Origin of the sequence: Brachybacterium ginsengisoli (genome assembly GCF_002407065.1) — a bacterium.
GTDB lineage: Bacteria > Actinomycetota > Actinomycetes > Actinomycetales > Dermabacteraceae > Brachybacterium > Brachybacterium ginsengisoli.
The window spans coordinates 3,412,314-3,436,826 of record NZ_CP023564.1 but is presented as its reverse complement, the minus strand read 5'-3'; the positions used below and the strand labels follow the sequence as shown (position 1 = coordinate 3,436,826).

The window sequence follows — 24,513 nt, the reverse complement described above, 5'->3', positions numbered from 1 at the left end:
CTTCAGGACCGTCGGGCGCCGCGGGTCGTGCGGGCGGTGGCCGGGGCGGACCACGGATCCTCCGGCCAGGGATGGCGGGGGTAGCGGCCGCGCATCTCCTTGCGCACGTCCTGGTAGGGGCCGTTCCAGAAGGAGCGCAGATCGTCGGTGACCGCGAGCGGCCGACGGGCCGGCGAGAGCAGATGGAACAGCACCGGCACCCGGTCCCGCACCAGGCGCGGGGTCTCGGCGAGGCCGAACACCTCCTGGAGCTTCACCGAGACCACCGGTCGGCCGTCCTCCGCATCCGGCGCCGGGTAGTCGATGCGGGCGGTGCCGCCCGAGGGGACGGCGAGCCGTTCCGGGGCCAGGGATGCGAGCTCCGACGCCTCCGGCCAGGGCAGCAGATGCCGCAGCCCGCCCACCTGGTCGATCGCGGAGAGGCGAGGGCTCCGGCCCAACACCTGCGGAGCCAACCAGGTCTCGAGCTCCGCCAGCAGCGACTCCTCGTCCATGGCGGGCCAGGGGTCGCCGAGCTCACGACGGATCAGGGCCAGCCGGGAGCGCAGGGCGAGGGCCGCGGGATCCGCGGGCAGCGCCGAGAGCCCGCGGGTCCGCACCGCCGAGAGGACCGCCGGGACGGTGTCCGCCGGGGTTGCGGCCACCGGGGTCGAGGACAGCTCGATCGCGCCGAGCGCCCGACGCTCCCTCGCCCGCACCGCGGTGCCGTCCAGAACGGCGGTGCGCTCCTGGACCAGCAGCCCGGCGCCGAGGTGCAGGGCGTCTGTCTCGGTCAGCGGGGCGGCGGCGCGGATCACCGCACCGGTGCCGTCGGCCGCACGACCCTCGGCACGCTGGACCTCCCACACCACCAGCCATGGCGAGGTGGCGAGTGCGCTGCCCTCCGGCAGGGCGGCGCGGGTGCCGGAGGCGAGCAGATACGAGCGGGACCCTGTGGCGGTGCGGCGCGCGATGCGCTCGGGCCGGGCGAGGGCGAGCACGGTGCCGGCCTGGTGCGCGGGATCCGACGATTCCGGGGACCGGTCGATGGGGGACCGGTCGATGGAGGACCGGGCGGCGGCGGATCGAGCAGCACCGGATCGGGTGCCTGATCGATCTATGGGGGCGTCACGGGCGATCCGGGTCAGGCGGTCCCGCTCGCGCCGCCAGCGCTCCGCGCCCGGGGCGCGGCCCGCACGGAGATCGGCGAGCAGGCGGGGGAGATCCGCACCCGCCGGGCGGTGGTCGTCGGAGACCGCGGCGACGACCTCGGCGGCCGTCCGGGCGCCATCGCGGCCGGGCAGCTGCCGGGCGCCGTCGAGCAGGGCGCGGGCCTCGCGCACCCCGACGGGCAGACGGGCCACGCGCGTGCCCGAGGCGGTGGGCCGTCCCTCCTCGTCGACCAGGCCGAGGGCCTGCAGCGTCTGCTCCGCCGCGCAGATCTCGGCAGGCGGCGGGGAGGTCAGCAGCGGCAGGCCGTCGCCGCGCGGCGTGCCCCAACAGGCCAGCCACAGAGCGGCGTCGGTGAGGTCCGCGGAGGAGATCTCGGGCGGCGACTGCGCGGGCATCCCCGCCAGCTCCGTCTCGGAGAACACCCGCACCGCGCGGCCGGGGCCCTGACGCGCCGCTCGGCCGGCCCTCTGCTCGATCGCCGCCCGCGAGGCGCTGACCGTGACCAGGCCCGACATGTCCCGCCCCCGGTCCCGGCGCACCTCGCGGGAGAGCCCGGCATCGACGACCAGGTGCACGCCGGGCACGGTGAGGGAGCTCTCCGCGAGGGCGGTGGAGACCACGATCCTCGGCACCTCCCCGGGACGGCGGCCGCCGGTGGCACGGTCCTGCTGGACCGCAGGCAGTCGGCCGTGGAGGGGCAGCACCTCGACGTCTCCGCCGACCAGCCCCTGCACGCGGGCGACCACCTCGTCGACCTCGCGGGCACCGGGCACGAAGACGAGCGCATCGCTGCCCTGCTCGCGCTGCGCCCTCGCCGCGGTGCGGGCGAGGTGATCGAGGTACTCGCGCGTCACGCCGCGGACATCGAGTCGCGGCACGGGCGAGGGCGAGTGGTCGATGCTCAGCGGGTGCAGGGCGCTGGGGACCTCCACGATCGCGGCGCCGTCCAGCACCGTGGCCACCGCGGCCGCGTCGAGCGTCGCGGACATCGCTCCGACCAGCAGGTCCTCCCGCAGCTGCCGGGCCTCGGCGAGCATCCCCAGCAGCAGGTCCGTCTCCAGGGACCGCTCGTGGACCTCATCGAGCACCACCGCGGCGACGCCCGGCAGCTCCGGATCCGCGAGCAGCCGGCGCAGAAGCACGCCCGGCGTGAGCATCTCGAGCCGGGTCCCGGCGCCCACCTCGCGCTGGCCGCGCACCGTGAAGCCCACCGGGCCGCCGAGGGACGAGCCGTCCAGGTGGGCGAGGCGGCGCGCGGCCGCACGGACCGCCACCCGGCGCGGCTGGGTCACGAGGGTCAGGCCGTCGGCGAGGTTCGCCACCAGAGGCGGCACCAGCGTGGTCTTGCCGGTGCCGGGCGGTGCGGTGACCACCAGCGCCCCGCTCCGCGCGGCCGTCTCCAGAGCGTCCTGCGCGGCGGCGACGGGCAGCCCGGCACCGATCACCCCGAGGTCGAAGCGATGCGGCGCGGCCTCGGAGGCGGCGGGGGCTGCGGAGGGCGGGACGGGCATCCCTCCATCATGCCGCGCCCGCGGCCCGCTGTGCGCCCTGGACCGGCCCCGCCAGGTCGACGCTCCGGGGCCACCTCGCGGCCACACGGGCCTTCGTCGTCGTTCATCGCGCGCTGATGGGATGCCGGGACACCCGCACCGATCAAGGAGGTTCCGTGCGTCGCTGCCGCAATCAGTCACCGACTGCGCCGCGCCCTCTGCCCGGAGGTGCCGTGCTGCAGAAGGGTGCCGTGATGCAGAGGGGCGCCGCGCTGCTGAGGCCGGTCGCGCTCGCCGGGGCCCTGGCGCTGGGCATCACCTGGCAGGCGCTGCCGATGACGCCGCTCGTGGCGATCAGCCCGGTGTCCCTCACCGCGGCGCTCTCCGCAGAGGCCGACCCGCATCCGCTCCCCGGGAGGTCGTCGGTGCTGGGGGAGCTCGACGACGCGACCTCTCCGGTCCCGGACGACTCTGCGCGCGCGGGTCCCTGCGACATCGAGGGGACCGGGGAGCGGCCCTGCACCGGCGTCGAGGAGCGGGTCCGCGCGGGAACCGACGTGGCGGGTCTGACCGCGGGAACCCTCGCCCTCGTGACCTCGGGCTTCTGGGTGCTGCGCCGCCGGCGTGAGCACCGGGACCTGCACCCCTCGGGATCTCGGGGGACGGGCGAGCGCGGAGTGCGCGAGCGAGGCCCGGTCGAGCGGGACGGCGCGGGGGACCTCAGTCGATGAGGTCGAACTCGATCAGGTTCGTGTCCGCGCAGACGCTCGTGACCGAGATCGTCCACAGGTCGATGGAGGCGGTCTCGCCGAGGGTCATGTCCTCGATCGGACGGGATGAGCCGTCGCCGAGGGTGGCGGTCAGCTGGGCGTCATCGCCCGAGATCCCGTCCGCCGAGATGGTCAGCGTCTCCCCGGCCCGCTCCGGGAGCTCGGGCGTGGCCGTCCCGTCGACCTTCACGTAGTAGGCGCCCTCGCCGGTGCACGGGTCCGGAGCGGTGAAGCCGTCGGGTGCGGGGGTGACGGCGTAGGGGTCCTGCGGCACCGCGGCGGCGGTCCTGCCGCCGCCGTCGGACGCACCGCCGGCCGTCGTGTCGCCGTCCGCCGCGCCACCGTCGTCGGAGGTCCCGCCCTTCTCGCCGCCGGCATCCGAGGCGGACGTCCCGGCGGCCGACTCCTCGGGCTCCGACGACCCGTCGCTGCAGCCGGCGAGCAGGGTCAGGGCGAACACCGCCCCGAGGAGACGGGCGGCGGTGGGGCGGAGGGGGGTGGTGCGAGTGGACACGCGGAACCTCATCTGAAGTGATCGTCGACGGGCGACACGCTAGTGGACCGACGGGGCATGTCACCATCTCAGGGAGCGATCGGACCGACGGGGAGGCGTGGAGATGACGCAGGACAGCGACGACGGACCCGGCTCGGGCGCGCCGCGACCCACTCCGAGGGCGCTGCGGCGCAGCACCGACCCCGCCCAGCGCGTGCGGCCCGTGGACTGGAGCGCGAGCGGTCGCCCGCCCGCCGTGGAACCGTCGGGCGAGGCGGCGTCGCCGGGCTCCGGCACTGTTCTGGAGACCGCCTCGACGTCGGCCCCGACCGCACGGCAGCGCGCCCGCACCGTCGAGCTGCCGCGTCCCGTGCCCGCGCCGCCGCCCGGTGCCGTGCACTCCCTGCGGCCCGAGGACCCGCGCCCGCTGCCGCGCCCGCTGCGGATCGTGGACGAGGACATCCGCACCGTGGGCGTGAGCGGTCTGCGCGCCGAGCAGATCGTGCAGACCATCGCCGACCCGGAGGACGCCTGGACCGCGGACTCCGGCGCGAGCGACCACTTCCTCCGCGGTGAGCTGGTGGCGCAGGTGCGCCGCGCGGACAACGCCGTGATCGGCCTGTTCTCCACCCGTTACGCGCTGTCGGTGCGACCGGAGGAGTACGAGCCGGCGCTGGACATCGCCGAGGAGGCCGCCGGGCCGAGCGCTCGCGGGGGTCAGGGGACCCGGCATCCGACATCCCGACGGGAGCTGCTGCGCCGCATGGAGGGGGAGGGGTTCGTGGTGACTCCCGGCGCCACCCACGGACGGGTCACCCATCCCGACCATCCGGGTCTCGTGCTCCCGTTCGCCTCGACCCCCTCGGACCGCCGCTTCACCCGTCACGCGGTGGCGCAGATCCGGCGCGTGTTCGGGATCGATCTGCGGCGCTGACCTGCGGTGCTGACCTGCGGCGCTGACCTGAGGCGCTGACCTGCGCCGACCGGACCTCAGTCGGGTCCGGGAGGAGCCTGCTCCGTCTCCAGGATGCTGAACGAGGCGTGGCCCAGCGCCCGCAGCAGCCGGACCAACCGGTCGAAAGCCATCGCTCCAGCCACCGCTCGCATCACCTGCACATCGTCGCTGACCTCGGGCTCCTCACCCTCCCCGCCGTAGCCCTGCAGCGAGGAGACGTCGGCGCGGGCGATCTCGGCCATCGGAGCGGCATAGCGGTGCAGCACCTCGATGTCCGTCGGGATCTCCCAGCCGTCGAGCGTTCGCAGGAGGTCGTCCAGGGCGCGCCGCGGCGCGGACTCCGCATCGGGCCAGCCCAGCCGTGCCAGCAGGGGGAGGATCGACGGGTGCTCCTCGTGATCCGGGGCGTCCCCCGCGCCCTGCTCGGACAGGCCCAGCGAAATCAGCTGCGCCTCCGCGAGGGCATCGATCAGAGGTCGCTCCGGGTCGTCGAGAACGGCGGTGAGGCGAGCGATGCGGGCGATCGGGGCCTCGGCGACCTCCCGCAGCACCTGGATCAGCGCGAGGCGCTCGAGATGGGCCGCTCCGTACTCCTGGCGGGTGGCAGTCACACGGTCCCCGGCGGGAAGCAGTCCTTCTCGTCGGTAGAACTTGATCGACGCGGGAGAGACCCCGCTGGCACGGGCGAGTTCGGACAGCTGCATGAGGGGCTCCTCCCTGGCGTCCCATTACGCCCTTGGATAGCGCGCCGACCTGCGACTATCTTGATGGCGGGTCATGGATAGCAGGACTATCGTGCACTGCATGGATGCCCTCACGCCAGTGATCACGCTGCATGCTCTCGCGGCGATCTACGTCCTGCTGCTCGGGCCCCTGCAGATCCTGCGCCGGCGCCGAGACCTCGCGCACCGGCTGCTCGGGGCGAGCTGGGTGGGCGCGATGCTCACGGTGTGCATCTCGAGCTTCTGGATCGTCCCGGACGGCTTCTCCTGGTTGCACGGGCTGTCGATCTGGACGCTGGTGTGCATGGTCGCCGCGATCGTCGGGATCCGGGCGGGCAACGTCGCGATCCATCGAGGCTTCATGGTCGGGTCCTACCTCGGCACCCTGGCGGCCTTCGCCTTCGCCGCCCTGGTGCCCGCACGTCTGATCCCTCAGCTGCTGCGCAGCGAACCGCTCATCGTGCTGACCACGGTTCTCGCGGTCGCCGCCGTCGTGGCGGTGGTGCATCTCGGCGCGGTGAACGCCGCCGCACGGCAGACGCGGCGGGAATCGGGCCGGGCCGCCGCCTGAGGGTCGTGGTTCGGTGCCGCATGGCCCCGGAAACAAAAGTGCCCCGGAAAGAAAAGTGCCCCCGACAGAAAAGTGCCCCGGCCCGTCCCCACGGGCCGGGGCCATCCCTTTCCCCCGCGTCCCCGGTACTGCGGTGCCCGCTTCCTCCTCAGTCGGCGGGCCCTCCGGTGACGCGTTGCGACCAGTAGACGACCTCTCCTGGAAAGGGGGCTGTGGCGAGGCTGGTCTTTCCCTGGACGTCCCGCCCCACCAGCGCGGGAAACGGTGCTGACCAGGACTTTCAGTGAATCATATCGGGTGGTCGATCAACCCGCCGGGATGGTGATCTTCTCGCCGCCCGTGCCCACCGGGTCGGTGTAGGTGACGGAGCTGATCTCCGTGTCCTCCGGGACGTCCACGTACAGCAGGGCGGTGGCCTCCTCGCCGGGTTCGATCTGCGGTCCGGCGGTGGAGAAGCTGCCGTAGAAGATCGTGTATGCGGTGCCGTCGGATCCGACCAGGGTGAAGTTGTCCCCGCTCAGGCCGATCTGCTGGTCGCTGTCGTTCGTGATGTTCACGGCCACGCCCACGAACTTGCCGTTCTCGGTCTCGACGGTCTCCTTCTTCGTGTCGAGCGTGGTGCCCTCCTCCGGAGAGGAGGCGGAGATGGTGAGGGAGCTGCCCGCTTCGGTCGGATCGTCCGAGGGGTCCTCGGTCGGCTCCTCGATGGGATCGTCCGTCGGCTCGTCCGTCGGCTCGTCGGTCGGCTCGTCGGTCGGCTCCTCGGTGGCGGACCGGCTCTCGGTCGGCTTCTCCGGATCGCCGCTGGTGGAGAAGAACCACAAGCCTCCGCCGATCACGGCGATCAGCACGACGATGAGCAGGAGGCACCCGCAGGCGAGGCCGATGTACAGCCCGGTGCGGCTCTTCGCGGGGACCTCGGGCGGTCGCGGGGCGGCGGGGGGCAGTCCGTAGGGGTTGCTCATGGTCTCTTCCAAGCAGGGGAGGGGTGGCGATCAGGATATCTGACACGTGTTCGCCTCGCGATGGGGAGGACTCCCCGTGCGAACGGCGGATGCCCGACGTGCCGACGCACGACGGACCGACGCCCGCAGGTGCGGTGCGTCGGCCCGTCAGACGGTGGGAGGTGGGATCAGGTGGGGTCGACCTGATGCTTGTCCGCGGTGCGGCGGTAGTACATCGCCAGCATCGCGCCGGAGAGGTTGTGCCAGATCGAGAAGATCGCGGCGGGCAGGGCGGCGGCGGGGGAGAAGGCGCTCGCGGCGAGGGTCGCGGCCAGGCCCGAGTTCTGCATGCCCACCTCGATGGAGGTGGTGCGGGCGGCGCGCTCGCCCTGGCGGAGCAGACGTGCGGCCCAGTAGCCCAGCAGGTAGCCGAGGCCGTTGTGCAGCACCACGGCGACCAGCACCAGCGCACCGGCCGACATGATCGCCTCGGTCGAGCCGCTGACCACGGCGATGACCACGAGGGAGATGCCGGCGACGCTGATCCACGGCAGGGCCGGCAGGATCCGGGCCACGAGCCCGCCCAGCAGCAGGCGCACCACGAGGCCGCCGACGACGGGGATCAGCACCATCTGCACGATCGACATCGCCATGGAGCCTGCGTCCACGGGCAGGTAGGAGCCGGCCAGCCACAGGGTCAGCAGCGGCGTGAGCAGCGGAGCGAGCAGGGTGGAGATCGAGGTCATCGTCACCGACAGGGCGGTGTCCGCCTTGGCCAGGTAGGTGATCACGTTCGAGCTGGTGCCGCCGGGGGCGCAGCCGACGAGGATCACGCCGACGGCGAGCTCGGGCGGGAGCTGGAGGAGGATGGTCACCCCGAGGCCCACGAGCGGCATGATCACGTACTGGGCCACCACGCCGATCAGCACCGGCAGCGGGCGCCGCGCCACCAGGGAGAAGTCCGGGATCGTGAGCGTCAGACCCATCGCGAACATGATCACGCCCAGATAGATGCTGGTGAAGGGCGCGAGGGACTGGCCGACGTCCGGGAGGAAGAAGCCGATAGCTGCGGCGAGGAGGATCAGGGCGGGGAAGATCGTCACCGCGATGCGCGCGGAACGGTCCTCCGAGGCGCGGGCGGAGCTCGCTGCCGAGGGGGTCGGGGTGGGGGTGCTCATGGAAGCACTGTACTGCTCCGTGAGACAGAGGTCCGAGATGTGGACACGTTGTGGGCGTCGGTGGTGCTCCGGGTGGTCCCGAGGCTCAGCCCCGCTGCCGGGCCGGCACCGTCCAGGCGTGGACCGGCTCACCGGTGTCCACCGCGGCGCGATAGAGCCGGGTCATCTCCGCGAGCGCCTCGGGACGGCTCGCGCCGCGCAGCTCGAGCGAGGTGACGGTGTCGATCTGCCAGCGGGCGCCGTTGCGGCCGGTGCGGGCGCGCTCCGAGAGGATCTCGCCGTAGTGCTCGGCGACGTCCGGATCGGCCCCGAGGCTGCGCAACCCCTCCATGGCCTGCGGGATCAGCTGCTCCTGCAGCAGGTCCGCCACCCGCACGCGGCCCACCTTGGGCCAGCGCACGCGCGCCTCCAGCCCCCAGCGGGCGCACTGCTGGAACGCCTCCGCGGCCTGCTCGAAGCTCATCCGCGACCACAGCGGGCGCCGCTCGTGCACCAGCGAGTGGAGGATCCCGTAGAAGAAGGCGGCGTTGGCGGCCATGTCGGCGGGCGTCGGCCCTGCGGGGAGCAGACGGTTCTCGAGACGCAGGTGGGGGACGTCCGTGCCGGGATCGTAGATCGGCCGGTTCCAGCGCCACACGGTCCCGTTGTGCAGCATCAGCTCGTGCAGCCGCGGGGCCGAGCCCTCGGTGAGCAACGGCTCCTCGGCCATCTCCCGCGACTCCGGGATCAGCGCCGGGAACAGGCGCACGTTCTCCTCGAAGAGGTCGAACATCGAGGTGATCCAGCGTTCGCCGAACCACACCCGGGGGCGCACCCCCTGGGCCTGGTACTCGGGCGGCCGGGTGTCCAGGGCCTGCACGAAGGTGGGGATGCGCGTCTCGTGCCAGAGCCGGGTGCCCAGCAGGAAGGGCGAGTTCGCGGCGAGCGCGACCTGGGGTCCCGCGATCGCCTGGGCCGCGTTCCAGGCGGCCGCGAACTGCTCGGGCGGGACCTGCAGATGCAGCTGCATCGAGGTGCACGCGGACTCCGGTGCGATCGAGTCGAAGGTCGCCTGGAGGCCCTTGCTCTTCCCCTCGCCCTCGATGCTCAGGTAGATCTCCTCGCCCCGCGCCTCCAGGACGGTCCGCTCGAGCGCCTCGAACCGGGCGCCGGGCGCCCGCCACTCGTCGCCCTCGAAGAGCTCCTGGGTGATGGTGGGCAGGTGGCCGATGGGGACCACCCGTGCGTCCCGAGCTCGTGCGGCGTCATCGGCCCGGGCGATCTTCTCCGTCAGCTCGCGCTCGAGCGCCCGGATCCCGTCCCCCTGCGGGCGGGTGACCGGGAGGTTCGCCTCGAGGTTGTAGCGGCCGATCTCGTGGACGAAGTCCTCGTCGTCCAGATCCTCCAGCAGCAGGTCGGCGATCAGCGCCGGCGCCATGGTGTCGGTCCGGGCGAGGTTCATCTCGAGCTCGACGCCCACCGTTCCCTCGTCCACGAACTCCGCGGTGTCCAGGAACGTCTCGAACAGGTCGAGGTTGCGACGCAGCTCCCGGCGGTACCGGGTGCGTTGGGAACGGGTGTATTCGGTCGTGCCGATCTCGCGTCCCATGGTGACCTCCGGGTGGTGGGGTGGGGCGTGCTCATCAAAGCACGCGGCGGGGCCGGTGGAGAACCAGGAGGGAGGGTCGGACGGGTCAGGCGGTGAACAGGGCCACGGCCCGGATGGCGGTCTCGATCAGGCCGTAGGCGAGCGCCGCGACGACGATCACGGCGAGGGTGATCGCCACGATGCGGTGGCTCGCACCGGCCTGGGCATGGGCCTCGGCGCCTCCGTTGCCGTCGATCGCCTCGTGGGCGCCGGCGCGGTCGGCCTCCTTCTTCTGCGCGACCACGGACTCGTCCTCGAAGTGGGAGGCGCTGACCTTGCGGATCAGCAGGTTGGCGACGAAGCCGATCACGAGGATGCCCGCCATCAGCCACATCGAGAGCTTGTACAGGTCCATGCCGGAGTGGCCGGCGGCGGTCTGCGACTCGACGATGCTGTTGACCAGCAGCGGCCCGGCGATGCCGGCGGCCGACCAGGCGGTGAGCAGGCGGCCGTGGATCGCGCCCACCTGATACACGCCGAAGAGGTCCTTGAGGTACGCCGGGACCGTCGCGAAGCCCCCGCCGTAGAACGAGATGATCACGAGCGCGGAGAGCACGAACAGGGCGAGCGAGGCCGAGCCCACGGTCGCGAGCACCACGTAGAGGATTGCGCCGACGCTCAGGTACAGCGCGTAGTTGACCTTGCGGCCCAGGTAGTCCGAGGTGGTGGACCAGACGAAGCGCCCGGCCATGTTCGCCAGCGACAGCAGCCCCACGAAGCCCGCGGCCGCGGCGGCGGCGATGCCGAAACCGTCCGAGACCATCGGCGCGGCGTTCTCGAGGATGCCGATGCCGGCGGTCACGTTCGTGAACAGCACGACCCACAGCAGCCAGAACTGCGGGGTGCGGATCGCCTGCTTCGCCGAGACGGAGCCGGTGGTCTGCGTGGCCTTGACAGGCTGGGCCGCGGGGTCGTACCCCTTCGGCGCCCAGTCGGGATGGGGCAGGCGGATCACGTAGGCGCCCAGCGCGATCGCCAGGAGGTAGCAGACGGCGAGCGTGAGGAAGGTGGGGGTGAGGCCCGCGACCAGGTTCTCCGGCTCCGGGCCGCCGCCGAACAGGGCCATCAGCTTGTTCGAGGCGGGGCTCGCGATGAGCGCGCCGCCACCGAAGCCCATGATGGCCAGGCCCGTGGCGAGCCCGGGACGGTCCGGGAACCACTTCATGAGGGTGGAGACCGGGGCGATGTAGCCGATGCCCAGGCCGATCCCGCCGATCACCCCGTAGCCGAGGTAGACCAGCCACAGCTGACCGGTCGCGATGCCGATCGAGGAGATGAGGAAGCCGAGCACCCAGAACCCGCCGGCGGCGACCATCGCCATCCGCGGGCCCACCCGCTCGACCCAGGTGCCGGCGATCGCGGAGGAGATGCCGAGCATCGCGATGGCGAGGGAGAAGATCCAGCCCACGGCGACCTCGCCGACGCCGAAGTGGCTCTGGAAGGGGATCTTGAAGACGCTGAACGCATAGACCTGGCCGATGCACAGGTGGATGGCCAGGGCCGCGGCGGGGATCAGCCAGCGGTTGAAGGACACCGGGGCGATGATCGCGGTGCGGTCGAGGACAGACATGGAGCCTCCGGGGAGAGAAGGGCGCGTGGGCGTCGGCGTCGAGGCCCCTCGGGTGAGGATAGGGGGCGACGGCGTCCCCGCCCCAGCTCCCCAGGGCTGTGTCGTCCGCCGATCCGGACAGGCGTCTACCGTATGCGCATGACCACGGCCCCTGACCGCCTCCTGCCTCTGCGCGCTCGCGACCCCGAGGAGTCGGGCCGTGCCGCCTCCACGCTCGAGCTCTTCTTCGACCTCGTGTTCGTCGTCGCGGTCTCGACGGCGGGCGTCCAGCTGCATCATGCGCTGAGCGAGGGCCACGTCGCGGCGGGCATCGGCAGCTACCTGATGATCTTCTTCGCGATCTGGTGGGCGTGGATGAACTTCACCTGGTTCGCCACCTCGTTCGACTCCGATGACTGGCTCTACCGGGTGCTGACCTTCGTGCAGATGGCCGGGGTGCTGGTGCTCGCGGCGGGCATCGGTCCGGCCTTCGAGGACGCCGACTTCCGCCTGGTGATCATCGCGTACGTGGTGATGCGGCTGGCCATGGTGGCGCAGTGGGTGCGGGCGTCCTTCGCCGAGGGGATGCGGCGCACCGCGCTGACCTATGCCGTGGGCATCGGCGTGGTGCAGGTGGCCTGGCTGCTGGCCCTCCCGGTGCCGCGGGACCTGTGGGTGGTGGTGATGGTGGTCCTCGTGCTCGCCGAGCTCTCGGTCCCGGTGATCGCCGAGCGGGACGTGCGCACGCCGTGGCATCCTCACCACATCACCGAGCGCTATGGCAGCTTCACCCTCATCGTGCTCGGCGAGAGCCTGCTGGCCTCGGCGAACGCGATCATCGCCGCGTTCGGTCACGCCGAGGACCTGCGCCCCCTGATCGCTCTGGCCCTGCTGGCCCTGATCGTCACCGCCGCCCTGTGGTGGATCTACTTCTGGCCCCCGCACCACACCGCGATCCGCTCCCTGCGCAGCAGCCTGACCTACGGCTATGGCCACTACCTGATCTTCGCCGCCGCCGGGGCGTTCTCCGCCGGCATCTCGGCGGAGGTCGACGTCCTGCTGGGCGACAGCGAGCTGGATCCCACGCTGGTCTCCTTCGCCTACACGATCCCGATCGCGGTCTTCGTGCTGGGCATCTGGGCGCTCGCGCTGCGCCGGCACGGCGATCGCTGGGTGAACACGGGTGTGCCGCTGGGTGCCCTGCTCGTGCTCGTCGATCCGCTGATCCCGGTGCCCTTCGCGATCACCGCTGTGGTCCTGATCGCGGTGGTGGTGCTGCTCGTGCTGCGCCGTCCGCGCCCCGCGGAGGAGGTCCTCGCCGAGGGCTGAGCTCCGTGCGGTCGCCGAGGCCGGCGGAGCGGTCCGTGCGGAGCGATCCGTGCTGGACGCTCCCAGATCGCGCACAACTCCTCTCCAGTTCCAGCTCGATCTCTGCGCCGGAACCCGCTCTGACGTGCATAGTGTCCAGGCCATGACTGATGACGGCGCGCAGAACGGCAGCCTCCCGGACCGCGCCTTCACCCCGCTCGAGGAGCGGCTCGATGCCTGGGCGCACCGCCGGATGGCGGCGCTCGCCGACGAGGCCGGGCCGTGGCGCCGCGGGCTCCTGGAGTTCGCCGTGTTCACGGCCAAGCAGGCCTGGGCCTGCATCTTCGGTGCCGCGATGCTCGTGCTCCTGGTGCTCTCGCGCCTGATCTATCCCGACGACGCCCTGCTGGTGCGCAGCGACGCGCTGGTGCTCGCCGCCGTCGCGGTGCAGGTGCTGATGCTGGTGCTCCGCCTCGAGGGCGGCCGGGAGCTGTGGGTGATCCTGCTGTTCCACGTCGTCGGCACCGTGATGGAGGTCTTCAAGACCCACATGGGCTCGTGGACCTACGAGGTCGACGGCCTGCTCCGGATCGGTGGGGTGCCCCTCTACAGCGGGTTCATGTACGCCGCCGTCGGCTCGTACATGGTGAGGGTGTTCCGCCTGTTCGACCTGCGCTTCACCCGGTACCCGCCGATCTGGGCGACGGCCCTGGTCGCCGCCGCGATCTACGCGAACTTCTTCACCCACCACTACCTGCCGGACATCCGCTGGCTGCTGGTGGGGGCCGTCGTGCTGCTCTACGCGCGCTGCGCGATGAGCTTCCGCAACCACCGCACCGGACCCCGTCGGCGGATGCCGATCCTGGTCTCCTTCGTGGGCGTCGCGTTCTTCCTCTGGGTCGCGGAGAACGTGGGCACCTGGGCCGGAGCCTGGATCTATCCGCACCAGTCCGCGCAGTGGCACCTGGTGCCGCTGACGAAGTTCGTGGCCTGGCTGCTGCTGATGATGATCTCCGTGGTGCTGGTGACCTTCGTGCACCGGCCCGAGGCGCCGGAGCTCGAAGCACCGGAGCCCGGCTGATCATTGCCGCATCGAGGGCTCAGGAATACCGTGGGAGCCCATTCACCCGGTGAAGGAGCTCGTGATGACGGATCTCGGATATCGCTACGACCACGTGATCATCGGTGGAGGAGTCGCTGCGGACGCCGCCGCCCGCGCACTCCACGAGGCCGCCCCCGAGGCGAGCATCGCGATCCTCTCGGCGGATCCGCACAGCCCCGTCTACCGCCCTGCGCTGTCCAAGGATCTCTGGCACGGGGAGAGCGACGATCCTGACAGCCAGGACCTGCGCACCGCGGAGGAGACCGGTGCCGTGCTGTTCACGGCCACGCTGGTCACCGAGCTGTGCCCCGGCTCCCACACCGTGGTCACCGCCCGCGGGCAGGTCGTCCACTACGGCACGGCGCTCCTCGCCACCGGCTCCACCGCCCGCCATCTCCCGGACGTCCACGACGATCGGGTGCTGAGCCTGCGCACCGTCGGCGACTACCGCCACCTGCGCGGCCTCGCCCGCGACGGCGCCCGGATCGCGGTGGTGGGCGGCGGATACATCGGCACCGAGGTCGCCGCCGCGCTCACCCGCACGGACACCCAGGTGACGCTCGCCCATTCCGGACGAGCGATCCTCGACCACATGTTCCCCGTCTCGATCACCGAGCACCTGGAGCAGGTGTACACCGGGCACGGCATCACCCTCGTCCCCGGCTTCCGCCTGGCCGGCATCGAGACCGGCGACGAGCTGGTGCTCCGCTCCGAGACGGGCGAGGAGCTGCGGGCCGATGCCGCCGTGCTGGGCCTCGGCGCCGAGCTGAGCACGACCCTCGCCGGGGCCGCCGGGCTCGACCTCGAGCGCGGCGCCGTGGTCGTGGACCCGTATCTGCGCACCAGCGCGCCGGACGTCTACGCCGCCGGCGACATCGCCCTGTTCGACGATGCGCTGCTGGGGCTGCGCCATGTCGAGCACGTCGACCATGCCCAGGCCTCGGGGGCCACCGCGGGCCGGAACATGGCCGGCGCCGAGGAGGCCTACGAGCACACCCCGCTGTTCTTCTCCGACCTCTTCGACGACGGCTACGAGGCCGTGGGCCGCCTGGACGCGCACCTGGAGATGCGCGAGGAGTGGAACGAGGAGCACACAGCCGCCGTCGTCCACTACCTCGAGGACGGCGCGGTCGAGGGCGTGCTGCTGTGGAACACCTGGGACGCGGTGGACCGCGCCCGGGAGGTCATCGCCGCCTCCCAGCAGGGCGAGCTCGCGCCCGCGGACCTGCGCGGGCAGATCCCGCCCGGCTGATCAGGCGGGGACCGGCTCGCCGCGCCGTCGACCCTCGCGGATCGCGGCGAGCGAGGCGACCAGCGTGACCGCCGAGAGGATCACGAGCACCACGCCCGGATGCCACCAGGCCTGGGCGGTCCACGTCCCGAAGGCTGAGGTCAGCAGCGGCACGAAGCCGCTCACGGTCGCCGCCACCGCGTACGCCATCGACAGCGCGGAGAGCCGGAACCGGTCCGGGAAGAGGTCGCTCATCAGCCCGCCGAGCGCGGCCCAGGACATCGTGGGCAGGATCCCGCCGATCACCATCATCGCCACCAGCGCGGCGAACCCGGCGGACTGCAGCAGGTGGTACATCGGGAACGCGATGAGGGCGGTGCCCAAGGCACCGAGGGCGACCACGGGCGCCGAGCCGATGCGGGCGGCCAGCGCCCCGAACGCCGGCACCGTCACCAGCTGGAGCAGGGCGCCGATGGTCGCGGCGGTCAGCAGCTGCAGGTACGGGAACCCGAGCACCGTCGCGCCGTAGTTCATCGTGTACGTGTTCATCAGCGCGTAGGAGCCGATGCCCAGCTGCGCGGCGCCGATCGCGATGATCAGCGCGAGCGGCCGGGTGCGCAGCATGGTCAGCACCGGCCGACGGTCGCGCTCGCCGCTGCGCGCCATCGACGCGAACACCGGGGTCTCCTCGACGGCGCGGCGCAGGTACAGGGAGACCAGCAGCAGCGGCACGGCGAGGAAGAACGGCACCCGCCAGCCCCAGGTCGCCATCGCCTGTTCGGGGAGGGTCAGCGTGAGTACGAGGAACACCGCCGCCGACAGGATCGAGCCGATCGGCGAGCCGAGCTGCGGGATCGCGGCGTAGAACGCCCTCTTCACGGGGTGCGCGTGCTCGGTGGCCAGCAGCACGGATCCGCCCCATTCGCCGCCGAGCGAGATGCCCTGCACCAGGCGCAGGACCACCAGGGCGATCGCGCCCAGCCAGCCCGCCTGCGCATAGGTGGGCAGCACGCCGATCAGCCCGGTGGCCACGCCCATCAGCGCCACGGTCCACAGCAGCGTGGTGCGTCGGCCGTGGCGGTCCCCGAGGTGGCCGAACACGAGCGCGCCGACGGGCCGGATCACGAAGGAGACCGCGATGGTCGAGAAGGAGGCGAGGGCCGCGCCGGCGGCGCCGAGCGGCTCGAAGAACAGCGGGCCCACGAAGAACGCCGAGAAGTAGGCGTAGAGGTAGAAGTCGAACTGCTCCAGCGAGGTGCCGACCATGGAGGCCCAGGCCACCCGCCGAGGGGCGCCGGTGCGGGGCGGAGGTGCGGTGGTGGTGCTCATGGTGTGCGCTTCCTGCTGGTCTCCGGGGGAGGGATGCACCGCGAGGGCGGCCATCGTCCCAGCGCAGCGGCGTGCCCGGGGATTCCCTCGCGTGGCGCCGGAGCGAGCGGGGTCACAGCGCGGGGGTCCCGGGGAGTTCGAGTCACCGACCCTGTGACGCCGGTCACGGGTTGCGGGAAGGGCGTGCCCTTCTGGTCACCGTGAAACTAATCTCCTCGTCACAGTAAAGGTCGCCGCGACTTTAACAGGAGGTGTCATTGATGAGCGCTCAGATCTCCCTCGCCGTCTCGACGGTCATCTTCGCCCTGCGGCCTCACCCGACCACCCGTCGTCTGGCCCTGTGGATCCCGCTCGTGCGTCGCATCCGCGACCCCCATCGCGGGCGCTGGGCGCTGCCGGGCGGACCGCTCGCGCCGGAGGAGGGGCTCGCCGCCGCGGCCGGGCGCTCGCTGCGCGAGACCACGCGCCTCACCCCGCAGTACCTCGAGCAGCTCTACGCCTTCGGCGGCCCCGACCGCGCCCCCGACGCCGCCGAGCGCACCGTCTCGGTCGTCTACTGGGCGCTGGTGCGCCCCGAGGAGGCCGACGCCGGCGCCGCGGGCGTGAACGTGCAGTGGTTCGTGGCCGATGAGGTCCCCGAGCTGGCCTTCGACCACTCGCTGATCGTCGAGTACGCGCTGTGGCGCCTGCGCAACAAGGTCGAGTACTCGCGCATCGCCGCCGCCCTCCTCGGCGAGACCTTCACCCTCGCCGAGCTGCGCGGGGTCCACGAGGCGGTGCTGCAGCGCACCCTCGACCCCGCCAACTTCCGCCGCCAGATGGAGGGCTCCGGGCAGCTCGTCGCCACCGACGCCTATCGCACCGGCGGCCGCCATCGCCCCGCCCGCCTCTATCGCCACGACCGCTCCATCCACCTGGCCGACAACGGCCCCCTCACGGGTCAGTGACCCCCTCACCCCTCACCGGAGAGCACGACATGACCACCACTCCCGCCCGCCCCACGGCCTCGGTCGACCTCACCCTGCGCGCCCAGAACAGGGGCGGCGCCGCCGCCGGCTGCGCGACCACCCTGCTGGACGCCCCGTGGGACGTGGACGCCCGGGACCCCGGCTACGGCCCGGGTGCCTCGATGGACGACGCGATCCCCGCCGCCGCACCCCGCCAGGGAGAGATCCCGGCCGAGTACCGCGAGGCGGGCGCCGAGGAGCTGGACCGCAGGATCCGCGCCGCGAAGGCGGAGCTCGGCGACCGCGTGGTGGTGCTCGGGCACTTCTACCAGCGCGACGAGGTGATCCAGTACGCCGACTACGTGGGCGACTCCTTCCAGCTCGCCACCGCCGCGAAGGCCCGCACCGAGGCCGAGGCGATCATCTTCTGCGGCGTGCACTTCATGGCCGAGACCGCCGATCTGCTCTCGACCCCCGAGCAGGCCGTGATCCTCCCGAACCTCGCCGCCGGCTGCTCGATGGCGGACATGGCCGACATCGACCAGGTCGAGGAGGCGTGGGAGCAGCTGATGGAGCTCTACGCCGACGAGACCGCGGAGCAGGGCGCGGTGGGCGCCGAGGGGGAGGGGCTCGCGCCCGTGATCCCCGTGACCTACATGAACTCCTCGGCCGCGATCAAGGGTTTCGTGGGCCGCCACGGCGGGATCGTGTGCACCTCCTCGAACGCCTCCGCGGTGCTCGAGTGGGCCTTCGAGCGCGGCCGACGGGTGCTGTTCTTCCCCGATCAGCACCTGGGCCGCAACACCGCCAAGGCCATGGGCGTCCCGCTCGAGCAGATGCCGATGTGGAACCCGCGCCGGCCCCTCGGCGGCAACGACGAGGAGACCCTGCAGGCCGCGCAGGTGATCCTGTGGCACGGCTTCTGCTCGGTCCACAAGCGCTTCACCACCGACCAGATCGACCGCGCCCGCGCCGAGCACCCCGGCGTGCGCGTCATCGTGCACCCCGAATGCCCGATGCCCGTGGTCGATGCGGCCGACGAGGCCGGGTCCACCGACTACATCCGCAAGGAAATCGAGGCGGCGACCGAGCCCACCACCTTCGCGATCGGCACCGAGATCAACCTCGTCCAGCGCCTGGCCGCCGAGCATCCCCAGCACACGATCTTCTGCCTGGATCCGGTGGTGTGCCCCTGCTCGACGATGTATCGCATCCATCCCGGATATCTCGCCTGGGTGCTCGAGTCGCTCGTGGAGGGCGAGGTGCGCAACCGCATCACCGTCGGTCCCGACGTCGCCGAGCCCGCGCGGGTGGCCCTCGAGCGGATGCTCGCCGTGCGCCCCGCCCCCGTGCGACCCACCGCGGAGCGCTGAGCATGGCCGTCCTCGAGGAGCTGCGCACCGACGTGCTGGTGGTCGGGTCCGGCATCGCCGGGCTCACCGCCGCGCTCGCCGCCTCCGAGCGGGCCCGGGTGCTCGTGGTGACCAAGGCCGACCTCGCCGCGGGAGCGACCGCGCGGGCCCAGGGCGGCATCGCAGGTGCCGTGGACCCCGCCGACAGCCCCGCCGCGCACGCCCGGGACACCCTCGCCGCCGGCGCCGGGCTGGGCGATCCGGAGGCCGTGCAGGTGCTGTGCGAGGGCGGTCCCGCCGCGATCGAGAGCCTCCTGGACCGCGGCGTGGAGTTCGATCGCACGGACTCCGGCGCACTCGCCCTGGGCCTCGAGGGCGCCCACGACCGGCCCCGGATCCTGCACGCCGGCGGGGACGCCACCGGCGCCGCGATCGAGGCCGCCCTGGTCGCCGCCGTGCGCCGCGCCGCCTCCGCCGGCGACGGCCGGATCACCCTGACCGAGCGCACCGCCCTGGTGGACCTGCTGGTCGAGGGCGGGGTCGTGGTGGGCGCCGAGCTGATGGCGGGCGACGGGACGCGCCGCCGGGTGCGGGCCGGTGCCACGGTGCTCGCCACCGGCGGCGCTGGACAGCTCTACGCCCACACCACCACCCCGGAAGTCTCCACCGGGGACGGGATCGCCGCCGCCTGGCGGGCCGGGGCGGCGCTCGAGGACCTCGAGTTCTACCAGTTCCATCCCACCGCCCTCGCCGTGCCCGGACCGCTGTCCTCCTTCCTGGTCTCCGAGGCCGTGCGCGGAGAGGGGGCGCTGCTGCGCGACGAGCACGGCCACCGCTTCCTGCCGGCGATCGACCCTCGCGCGGAGCTCGCTCCCCGCGACGTGGTCGCCCGCGCGATCGCGCAGGTCATGGCCGCCCAGCACGGCCGACCGGTGCTGCTGGACGCCACCGGGATCGGGGCCGACCGCCTGCGCACACGCTTCCCCACGATCGACGCGGCCGTGCGTCGGGCCGGGATCGACTGGAGCCGCGAGCCGGTCCCCGTCACCCCCGCCGCCCACTACTGGATGGGCGGGATCCGCACCGACCTCGAGGGCCGCACCACCCTGCCCGGCCTGTTCGCGGCGGGGGAGTGCGCCCGCAGCGGCGTGCACGGCGCGAACCGCCTCGCCTCGAACTCGCTGCTCGAAGGAGCAGTGCTCGGGGAGCGCACCGGTGCTGCGGCGGCGGCCGGGGCCGCCGAGGTACCCGTAGTCGCGATCGCGCCCGCGCCGATGACCGCGTCCCCGTCGGCCGCTTCGACCGTCGGCCCGCCGGCCGCGACCGGTCGGGACTGGACCCGCGCCGCGCTGCAGGAGCTGATGTGGGAGCTCGTCGGACCGCTGCGCAGCGGCGACGGGCTCGCCGAGGCCGCCGCACGCCTGGCCGAGTGGCACAGCCCGGACCCTGACCGCCTCACCACGCCCGAGGAGCTCGAGGACCGCAGCCTCCTGGATCTCGCCCGGCTCCTCACCGCCCACGCCCTGGCGCGACCCGGCTCCGTCGGCGCCCACCACCGGCTCGACGACCCCGCCGCAGACCATCCCGTCACCGCCCGCCCCGCCGCAGACCATCCCGACCGCTCCCTCGTGCTCACCCCGGAGGCCCCCGCATGCTGACCACCGCCCAGATCGACGCCGTCGTCGCCGCCGCCCTGCTCGAGGACGCCCCCTGGGGCGACCTCACCGGCGAGGTGTTCCTGCCCGCGGACGCGATCGCCGCCGCGCAGCTCACCGCCCGGGAGGACGGCGTGCTCGCCGGGATCGACGTGGTCGCCGCGGCCTTCCGCCTCGCGGACCCCGCCACGACCCTCACCCCCTGCGCGGCCGACGGCGACCGCTTCGCGGCCGGGGACGTGCTGGCCGAGGTCACCGGCCCCGCCCGGGCCGTGCTCCGCGCCGAGCGGATCGCCCTGAACCTCGTCCAGCGGATGTCCGGGATCGCCACCGCCACCCGGCGCATGGTCGACGCCGTGGACGGCACCGGTGCCCGCATCACCGACACCCGCAAGACCACCCCGGGCCTGCGCGCCCTCGAGCGCCACGCCGTGCGCTGCGGCGGCGGGGTCAACCACCGCTTCTCGCTCTCCGACGCGGTGATGGCCAAGGACAACCACCTCGCCGTCCTCCAGCAGCAGGGCCTGGACCTCACCGAGGCGATCCTTCGTGCGCGCGACCGCCTCGGCCACACCACCGTGCTCGAGGTCGAGGTGGACCGTCCGGACCAGATCGAGCCCGTGCTCGCCGGCGGGGTCGACGTGATCATGCTCGACAACTTCTCCCTCGCGGATCTCGTCGAGGGGGTGCGCCGGGTGGGTGGCCGGGCCGTGGTCGAGGCCAGCGGCACCGTCACCCTCGAGACCGTGCGGGACATCGCTCTGACCGGCGTGGACGTCATCTCCTCCGGAGCGCTCACCCACAGCGCCCGCCACCTCGACCTGGGGCTGGACATGACGGTCAGCGCCGGGCGGTGAGCGCCTCGCCGATGCTGTATCTCGACACCGCCGCGACCACCCCGGTGCGGCGCGAGGCCCTCGAGGCGGCCTGGCCGTACCTCACCGGCACCTTCGGCAACCCCTCCAGCCACCACGCGGTGGGGGAGGCGGCCGCCGCCGGTCTCGCGGACGCCCGCCGACGCGTCGCCGCGGTGCTCGGCGTGCGCCGCAGCGACATCGTGTTCACCGCCGGGGGCACCGAGGCCGCGAACCTCGCGATCAAGGGGCTCGCCCTCGCCGCCCCGCGCGGGAAGCACCTGGTCACCGCCGCGACCGAGCACGACGCCGTGCTCGAGAGCATCGGCTTCCTCGAACGAGTCCACGGCTTCGAGGTCTCGCCGGTCCCGCTCGCGGCCGACGGGAGCGTCACCGTCGAGGCGCTGCGAAGCGTGCTCCGCGAGGACACCACCCTGGTCAGCCTCGCCCTGGCGAACAACGAGATCGGCACGGTCACCGACATCCGTCCCCTCGCGGATCTCGCCCACGAGGCGGGAGCGCTGATCCACACCGACGCCGTCCAGGCCGCCGGCTGGATCGACCTGCGCGACCTCGGCGTCGACGCCCTCACCCTCTCCGGCCACAAGGTCGGCGCCCCCAAGGGGATCGGCCTGGCGATGGTGCGCGGCCGCCTCCCGCTCGAGCCGGTGATCCACGGCGGCGGGCAGGAGAACGCGCGCCGCTCGGGCACCGAGAACGTCGCCTTCGCGGTCGCGCTCGCCGTCGCCCTCGAGCTCGCCGAGGCCGAACGGACCGAGCGTGCGGCTCGCGTGTCCCCGCTGCGGGACCTCCTCCTGGAGGCCGTGCTCACCGCCCGCCCCGACGCCCTCCTGACCGGCGCCGATCCGCGCCGCGGCGACGCCCGCCTGCCCGGCCACCTCTCCTTCTGCCTGCCCGGGCGCAGCGGGGAGTCGGTGCTGCTGGACCTCGCCGAGCGGGGCGTGATCGCCTCGAGCGGCTCGGCCTGCGCCGCCGGCAGCGACGAGCCCTCCCACGTGCTCACCGCTCTCGACATCCCGCGCGAGCTCGCCCAGAGCGCCGTGCGGTGCACGCTGCCCGGCGATCTCTCCCCGGCTCAGGCGGAGGCGGCGGTCGCCGCGCTCGTCGAGGTCATCGCGCAGGGGGCCGTGACAGACTGAGCGGGTGAGCACGCCGATGAACAACTCCCTGCCCTGGCCCACCGAGGCCGAGGTGCTGCCGCTGGCCTCCGTCCGCCCGGTCCTGGACCGTCTCGCCTCGCTGGTGAACACCCACGACGAGGACGCCGAGACGATCCTGGGCCTCGCCGTCACCGAGGAGGAGGTGGCGGCGGACCCGCCGCCCGCCCTCGAGCAGATCGGCGACGAGCTGGGCGGCATCCGCGTGCGCGGGCTGACGATGCTGACCCTCCAGATCGAGGATCGCACCGATGTGGGCCCGTACACCCTGCTCGGCGCCGCGACCAGCTTCTACCCGCTGTACGAGACCCCCGAGGCGGCCGTGGTGCTGGCCCTGGACGAGGACGGCACCCCCGGCGCCGTCTACGGCATCGGCGAGGACCTCGCCCTGCAGCTCGCCGCCGAGGATCTCCCCTCCTACCTCGAGCGCTTCGCCGTCGCCCTCGAGGCCACCCTCGCCGAGCTCGCCGCCCGCGGCCCGGCCGCCGAGGACTCCGCGTCCGAGCGCGACGAGGCCGCCGAGCAGCTCATGGACGAGCACCTCTTCGCCGAGATCCTCGGGATGTCCGAGGACTCCGACGCCACCGACGTGCCGCTGCAGGACCCCGCCGCCTCCGGCATCTCGGGCCTGCCCGCCGACGCGCTGGCCGTCGCCGATCTGCGCACCGCCCCCGTCGGCTCCCGCGTGGACCTGATCGAGGTCGAGGTGCCCGGCGACCCGCTGGAGACCCACGTGGTCTGGAGCGAGCGCGGGCGCGTCATCGCCGTCCTCGGCGGCTGATCCGGACACCCGCGATCCACCTGGCGTTCATCGTCCATCGGTGCAGGCCAGAGCATGGGTAGTCCTCCCCATCGCCCGAACCGGGGACCGCGGCCTACTGTGAACCCGACATCAGGGGGACCGGCGCGACCGGCGAGCAGGAGAGAGCGAGGGCCGTCGGGGGATGAACGGATTCTGGGGCGCGGACACCGAGGCTCTGCGCACGATGAGCGCTGTCCTCTCGCGCCGCGCCACCGCCCTGGCCGACCTCGAGAGCGCGCTGTCCGCGACCATCGACTCCCTGGAGTGGGACGGCGAGGACGCTGAGCGCTTCCGCGCCGACTGGTCCCGAGTGGGGCGCGCGGGCCTGCAGGACCAGGAGTTCGAGCTCCGGCTCCAGGCACGACGCCTCGGCCAGCACGCCGACGCGCAGGACGAGGCCTCCGCCCCCGACGGCTGGGGATTCGGCGGCGGCTGGTCGAGCCCGGGGGAGTTCCTGCAGGACGTGTTCCGTCGCGCGGAGGATCTGCTGGGGGATCTGCTGGGCGGCGGTGCCTCGGGCCTCGGCGCCCCCGGTGGGCCGGGCGGCTCGGCGGGGCCGCTCGAGGCGCTGCTGCGGGAGGTGCTCAGCACTCCGGAGGGCCGTGCAGCCTTCCTCGGGGCGTTCCTCGGCAGCGCTCTGGGCGGCCTCCTCGCGGACCTGGTCTCGCGCGCGATCGGGCTCGGGCAGGGCCTCGAGAACCTGCTGACGGGCCTCGGGCCCGCGGCAGGGCTGAGCGATCTGATCGGGGCCTCGACCGCAGGGCCCGGCGAGGCGGGTGGCGGCGAGGCGGCGGAGAGCGCCGCACCGGGTGCGGGCGGCGGCGCGGACGCCGGTGCCGCGGCGGCCGGCGAGGGCTCGACGCCCGGCGGCGGTGAGAGCGGTTCCGACAGCGGCTCCGGTGCCGGTGAGGGCGGGGGCGGTTCCACTGGTGGATCGGGCAGCGGCGGCTCCGGTGGCGGTGACGGTGGTGCGTCGGCGTCCGATGCCGCAGGGGCCGATGCCGCGCCGTCCGATGTCGCCGGAGGAGCGAGTGCAGAGACCGGCGGTGGCGAGGCGTCGAGCGCGACGAGCGGGCTGCAGGCCACGGCCGAGGGCCCCGCGCAGAGCGCTGGCGGCGGGGCGCACAGCCCGCTCGGGGTGAGCGACGGGGGGCCCACGACGCTCCTGGAGCGTCTGCTGGAGATGCTCGGTGACGCCATGGGCCACGGCGGCGACGCCTCCTCCGTCGGGGACGAGATCGGCTCGGGCGGCATCGGCATCGGCACCGGCGGCGCGGGAACGGGCGGCACCGCGCGACGCTGAG

At 73.1% G+C, this 24,513-nt stretch carries 21 protein-coding genes; 13 read left to right on the top strand and 8 right to left on the bottom strand.

Going from position 1 to position 24,513, the window contains the following annotated elements; all coding sequences use genetic code 11:
- Positions 1-2 precede the first annotated feature (2 nt).
- On the bottom strand, positions 3-2,663 hold the full coding sequence (hrpB, locus tag CFK41_RS15440) for an ATP-dependent helicase HrpB (RefSeq protein ID WP_096800473.1): 2,661 nt from the start codon (positions 2,661-2,663) through the stop codon (positions 3-5).
- Positions 2,664-2,875: 212 nt separating this feature from the next.
- Between hrpB and CFK41_RS15435 the strand changes: the two genes are divergently transcribed.
- On the top strand, positions 2,876-3,373 hold the full coding sequence (locus tag CFK41_RS15435; RefSeq protein WP_096800472.1) for a hypothetical protein: 498 nt from the start codon (positions 2,876-2,878) through the stop codon (positions 3,371-3,373).
- On the opposite strand, the gene CFK41_RS15430 is transcribed toward CFK41_RS15435, so the two are convergent.
- Complete coding sequence (locus CFK41_RS15430; protein WP_096801128.1) at positions 3,363-3,926, bottom strand: hypothetical protein; 564 nt, start codon at positions 3,924-3,926, stop codon at positions 3,363-3,365. The two genes, CFK41_RS15435 and CFK41_RS15430, sit on opposite strands and share 11 nt — an antisense overlap.
- Before the next feature lie 103 nt (positions 3,927-4,029).
- Between CFK41_RS15430 and CFK41_RS15425 the strand changes: the two genes are divergently transcribed.
- A complete protein-coding gene (locus CFK41_RS15425) occupies positions 4,030-4,839 on the top strand; it encodes a hypothetical protein (protein ID WP_096800471.1) in 810 nt (269 codons plus the stop codon).
- A 56-nt stretch (positions 4,840-4,895) separates the two neighbouring features.
- Here CFK41_RS15425 and CFK41_RS15420 read toward each other — a convergent pair whose 3' ends face one another.
- Positions 4,896-5,564 carry a MerR family transcriptional regulator gene (locus CFK41_RS15420; protein WP_096800470.1) on the bottom strand — a complete coding sequence of 223 codons (669 nt, stop codon included), beginning with the start codon at positions 5,562-5,564 and terminating at the stop codon, positions 4,896-4,898.
- Between the two features lie 100 nt (positions 5,565-5,664).
- Between CFK41_RS15420 and CFK41_RS15415 the strand changes: the two genes are divergently transcribed.
- The gene (locus CFK41_RS15415; RefSeq protein ID WP_096800469.1) at positions 5,665-6,153 is read left to right on the top strand and encodes a DUF2306 domain-containing protein; all 489 of its coding nucleotides are present in this window, start codon (positions 5,665-5,667) and stop codon (positions 6,151-6,153) included.
- 305 nt (positions 6,154-6,458) lie between these two features.
- On the opposite strand, the gene CFK41_RS17995 is transcribed toward CFK41_RS15415, so the two are convergent.
- The 4 genes from CFK41_RS17995 to CFK41_RS15395 form a co-directional block, all read right to left on the bottom strand.
- Positions 6,459-7,118, bottom strand: coding sequence for a DUF4352 domain-containing protein (locus tag CFK41_RS17995; RefSeq protein WP_169928841.1), 660 nt, complete (start codon positions 7,116-7,118; stop codon positions 6,459-6,461).
- 167 nt (positions 7,119-7,285) lie between these two features.
- A complete protein-coding gene (locus CFK41_RS15405; RefSeq protein WP_096800468.1) occupies positions 7,286-8,275 on the bottom strand; it encodes a bile acid:sodium symporter family protein in 990 nt (329 codons plus the stop codon).
- Positions 8,276-8,360: 85 nt separating this feature from the next.
- Positions 8,361-9,863 carry a glutamate--cysteine ligase gene (locus CFK41_RS15400; RefSeq protein WP_096800467.1) on the bottom strand — a complete coding sequence of 501 codons (1,503 nt, stop codon included), beginning with the start codon at positions 9,861-9,863 and terminating at the stop codon, positions 8,361-8,363.
- Positions 9,864-9,948: 85 nt separating this feature from the next.
- On the bottom strand, positions 9,949-11,472 hold the full coding sequence (locus tag CFK41_RS15395) for an L-lactate MFS transporter (RefSeq protein ID WP_096800466.1): 1,524 nt from the start codon (positions 11,470-11,472) through the stop codon (positions 9,949-9,951).
- A 138-nt stretch (positions 11,473-11,610) separates the two neighbouring features.
- Here CFK41_RS15395 and CFK41_RS15390 point away from each other — a divergent pair, with 138 nt between their 5' ends.
- The 3 genes from CFK41_RS15390 (at position 11,611) to CFK41_RS15380 (ending at position 15,113) form a co-directional block, all read left to right on the top strand.
- Positions 11,611-12,780, top strand: a complete 1,170-nt coding sequence (locus CFK41_RS15390) for a low temperature requirement protein A (RefSeq protein ID WP_096801127.1) — start codon at positions 11,611-11,613, stop codon at positions 12,778-12,780.
- 142 nt (positions 12,781-12,922) lie between these two features.
- Complete coding sequence (locus tag CFK41_RS15385; RefSeq protein WP_096800465.1) at positions 12,923-13,840, top strand: DUF817 domain-containing protein; 918 nt, start codon at positions 12,923-12,925, stop codon at positions 13,838-13,840.
- Between the two features lie 64 nt (positions 13,841-13,904).
- On the top strand, positions 13,905-15,113 hold the full coding sequence (locus CFK41_RS15380; RefSeq protein WP_096800464.1) for an NAD(P)/FAD-dependent oxidoreductase: 1,209 nt from the start codon (positions 13,905-13,907) through the stop codon (positions 15,111-15,113).
- Here CFK41_RS15380 and CFK41_RS15375 read toward each other — a convergent pair whose 3' ends face one another.
- Entirely contained in the window at positions 15,114-16,421 is a 1,308-nt protein-coding gene (locus CFK41_RS15375) for an MFS transporter (RefSeq protein ID WP_096801126.1), read from the bottom strand.
- A 260-nt stretch (positions 16,422-16,681) separates the two neighbouring features.
- Here CFK41_RS15375 and CFK41_RS15370 point away from each other — a divergent pair, with 260 nt between their 5' ends.
- From CFK41_RS15370 to CFK41_RS15340, 7 genes are all read left to right on the top strand, one after another.
- Complete coding sequence (locus tag CFK41_RS15370; protein ID WP_096800463.1) at positions 16,682-17,368, top strand: NUDIX hydrolase; 687 nt, start codon at positions 16,682-16,684, stop codon at positions 17,366-17,368.
- 29 nt (positions 17,369-17,397) lie between these two features.
- Positions 17,398-18,741 carry a quinolinate synthase NadA gene (gene nadA, locus CFK41_RS15365; RefSeq protein WP_096800462.1) on the top strand — a complete coding sequence of 448 codons (1,344 nt, stop codon included), beginning with the start codon at positions 17,398-17,400 and terminating at the stop codon, positions 18,739-18,741.
- Between the two features lie 2 nt (positions 18,742-18,743).
- On the top strand, positions 18,744-20,378 hold the full coding sequence (nadB, locus tag CFK41_RS15360) for an L-aspartate oxidase (protein WP_096800461.1): 1,635 nt from the start codon (positions 18,744-18,746) through the stop codon (positions 20,376-20,378).
- Positions 20,372-21,232, top strand: a complete 861-nt coding sequence (nadC, locus tag CFK41_RS15355) for a carboxylating nicotinate-nucleotide diphosphorylase (RefSeq protein ID WP_096800460.1) — start codon at positions 20,372-20,374, stop codon at positions 21,230-21,232. Before nadB ends, nadC begins: the two co-directional genes overlap by 7 nt.
- A gap of 11 nt (positions 21,233-21,243) precedes the next feature.
- Positions 21,244-22,389 carry a cysteine desulfurase family protein gene (locus CFK41_RS15350; RefSeq protein WP_096801125.1) on the top strand — a complete coding sequence of 382 codons (1,146 nt, stop codon included), beginning with the start codon at positions 21,244-21,246 and terminating at the stop codon, positions 22,387-22,389.
- A 4-nt stretch (positions 22,390-22,393) separates the two neighbouring features.
- Complete coding sequence (locus CFK41_RS15345) at positions 22,394-23,188, top strand: hypothetical protein (protein WP_227873112.1); 795 nt, start codon at positions 22,394-22,396, stop codon at positions 23,186-23,188.
- A 163-nt stretch (positions 23,189-23,351) separates the two neighbouring features.
- Positions 23,352-24,512 (top strand): hypothetical protein, encoded by a 1,161-nt coding sequence (locus CFK41_RS15340; protein ID WP_096800458.1) that lies wholly within the window; start codon positions 23,352-23,354, stop codon positions 24,510-24,512.
- Position 24,513: the final 1 nt, after the last annotated feature.

Excerpts from the sequence above, each read along its gene's own strand:
- hrpB (WP_096800473.1), bottom strand. The coding sequence starts at position 2,663 with ATGCCCGTCCCGCCCTCCGCAGCCCCCGCCGCCTCCGAGGCCGCGCCG.
- CFK41_RS15425 (WP_096800471.1), top strand. The coding sequence starts at position 4,030 with ATGACGCAGGACAGCGACGACGGACCCGGCTCGGGCGCGCCGCGACCC.
- CFK41_RS15420 (WP_096800470.1), bottom strand. The coding sequence starts at position 5,564 with ATGCAGCTGTCCGAACTCGCCCGTGCCAGCGGGGTCTCTCCCGCGTCG.
- CFK41_RS15415 (WP_096800469.1), top strand. The coding sequence starts at position 5,665 with ATGGATGCCCTCACGCCAGTGATCACGCTGCATGCTCTCGCGGCGATC.
- CFK41_RS17995 (WP_169928841.1), bottom strand. The coding sequence starts at position 7,118 with ATGAGCAACCCCTACGGACTGCCCCCCGCCGCCCCGCGACCGCCCGAG.
- CFK41_RS15405 (WP_096800468.1), bottom strand. The coding sequence starts at position 8,275 with ATGAGCACCCCCACCCCGACCCCCTCGGCAGCGAGCTCCGCCCGCGCC.
- CFK41_RS15400 (WP_096800467.1), bottom strand. The coding sequence starts at position 9,863 with ATGGGACGCGAGATCGGCACGACCGAATACACCCGTTCCCAACGCACC.
- CFK41_RS15395 (WP_096800466.1), bottom strand. The coding sequence starts at position 11,472 with ATGTCTGTCCTCGACCGCACCGCGATCATCGCCCCGGTGTCCTTCAAC.
- CFK41_RS15390 (WP_096801127.1), top strand. The coding sequence starts at position 11,611 with ATGACCACGGCCCCTGACCGCCTCCTGCCTCTGCGCGCTCGCGACCCC.
- CFK41_RS15385 (WP_096800465.1), top strand. The coding sequence starts at position 12,923 with ATGACTGATGACGGCGCGCAGAACGGCAGCCTCCCGGACCGCGCCTTC.
- CFK41_RS15380 (WP_096800464.1), top strand. The coding sequence starts at position 13,905 with ATGACGGATCTCGGATATCGCTACGACCACGTGATCATCGGTGGAGGA.
- CFK41_RS15375 (WP_096801126.1), bottom strand. The coding sequence starts at position 16,421 with ATGAGCACCACCACCGCACCTCCGCCCCGCACCGGCGCCCCTCGGCGG.
- CFK41_RS15370 (WP_096800463.1), top strand. The coding sequence starts at position 16,682 with ATGAGCGCTCAGATCTCCCTCGCCGTCTCGACGGTCATCTTCGCCCTG.
- nadA (WP_096800462.1), top strand. The coding sequence starts at position 17,398 with ATGACCACCACTCCCGCCCGCCCCACGGCCTCGGTCGACCTCACCCTG.
- nadB (WP_096800461.1), top strand. The coding sequence starts at position 18,744 with ATGGCCGTCCTCGAGGAGCTGCGCACCGACGTGCTGGTGGTCGGGTCC.
- nadC (WP_096800460.1), top strand. The coding sequence starts at position 20,372 with ATGCTGACCACCGCCCAGATCGACGCCGTCGTCGCCGCCGCCCTGCTC.
- CFK41_RS15350 (WP_096801125.1), top strand. The coding sequence starts at position 21,244 with ATGCTGTATCTCGACACCGCCGCGACCACCCCGGTGCGGCGCGAGGCC.
- CFK41_RS15340 (WP_096800458.1), top strand. The coding sequence starts at position 23,352 with ATGAACGGATTCTGGGGCGCGGACACCGAGGCTCTGCGCACGATGAGC.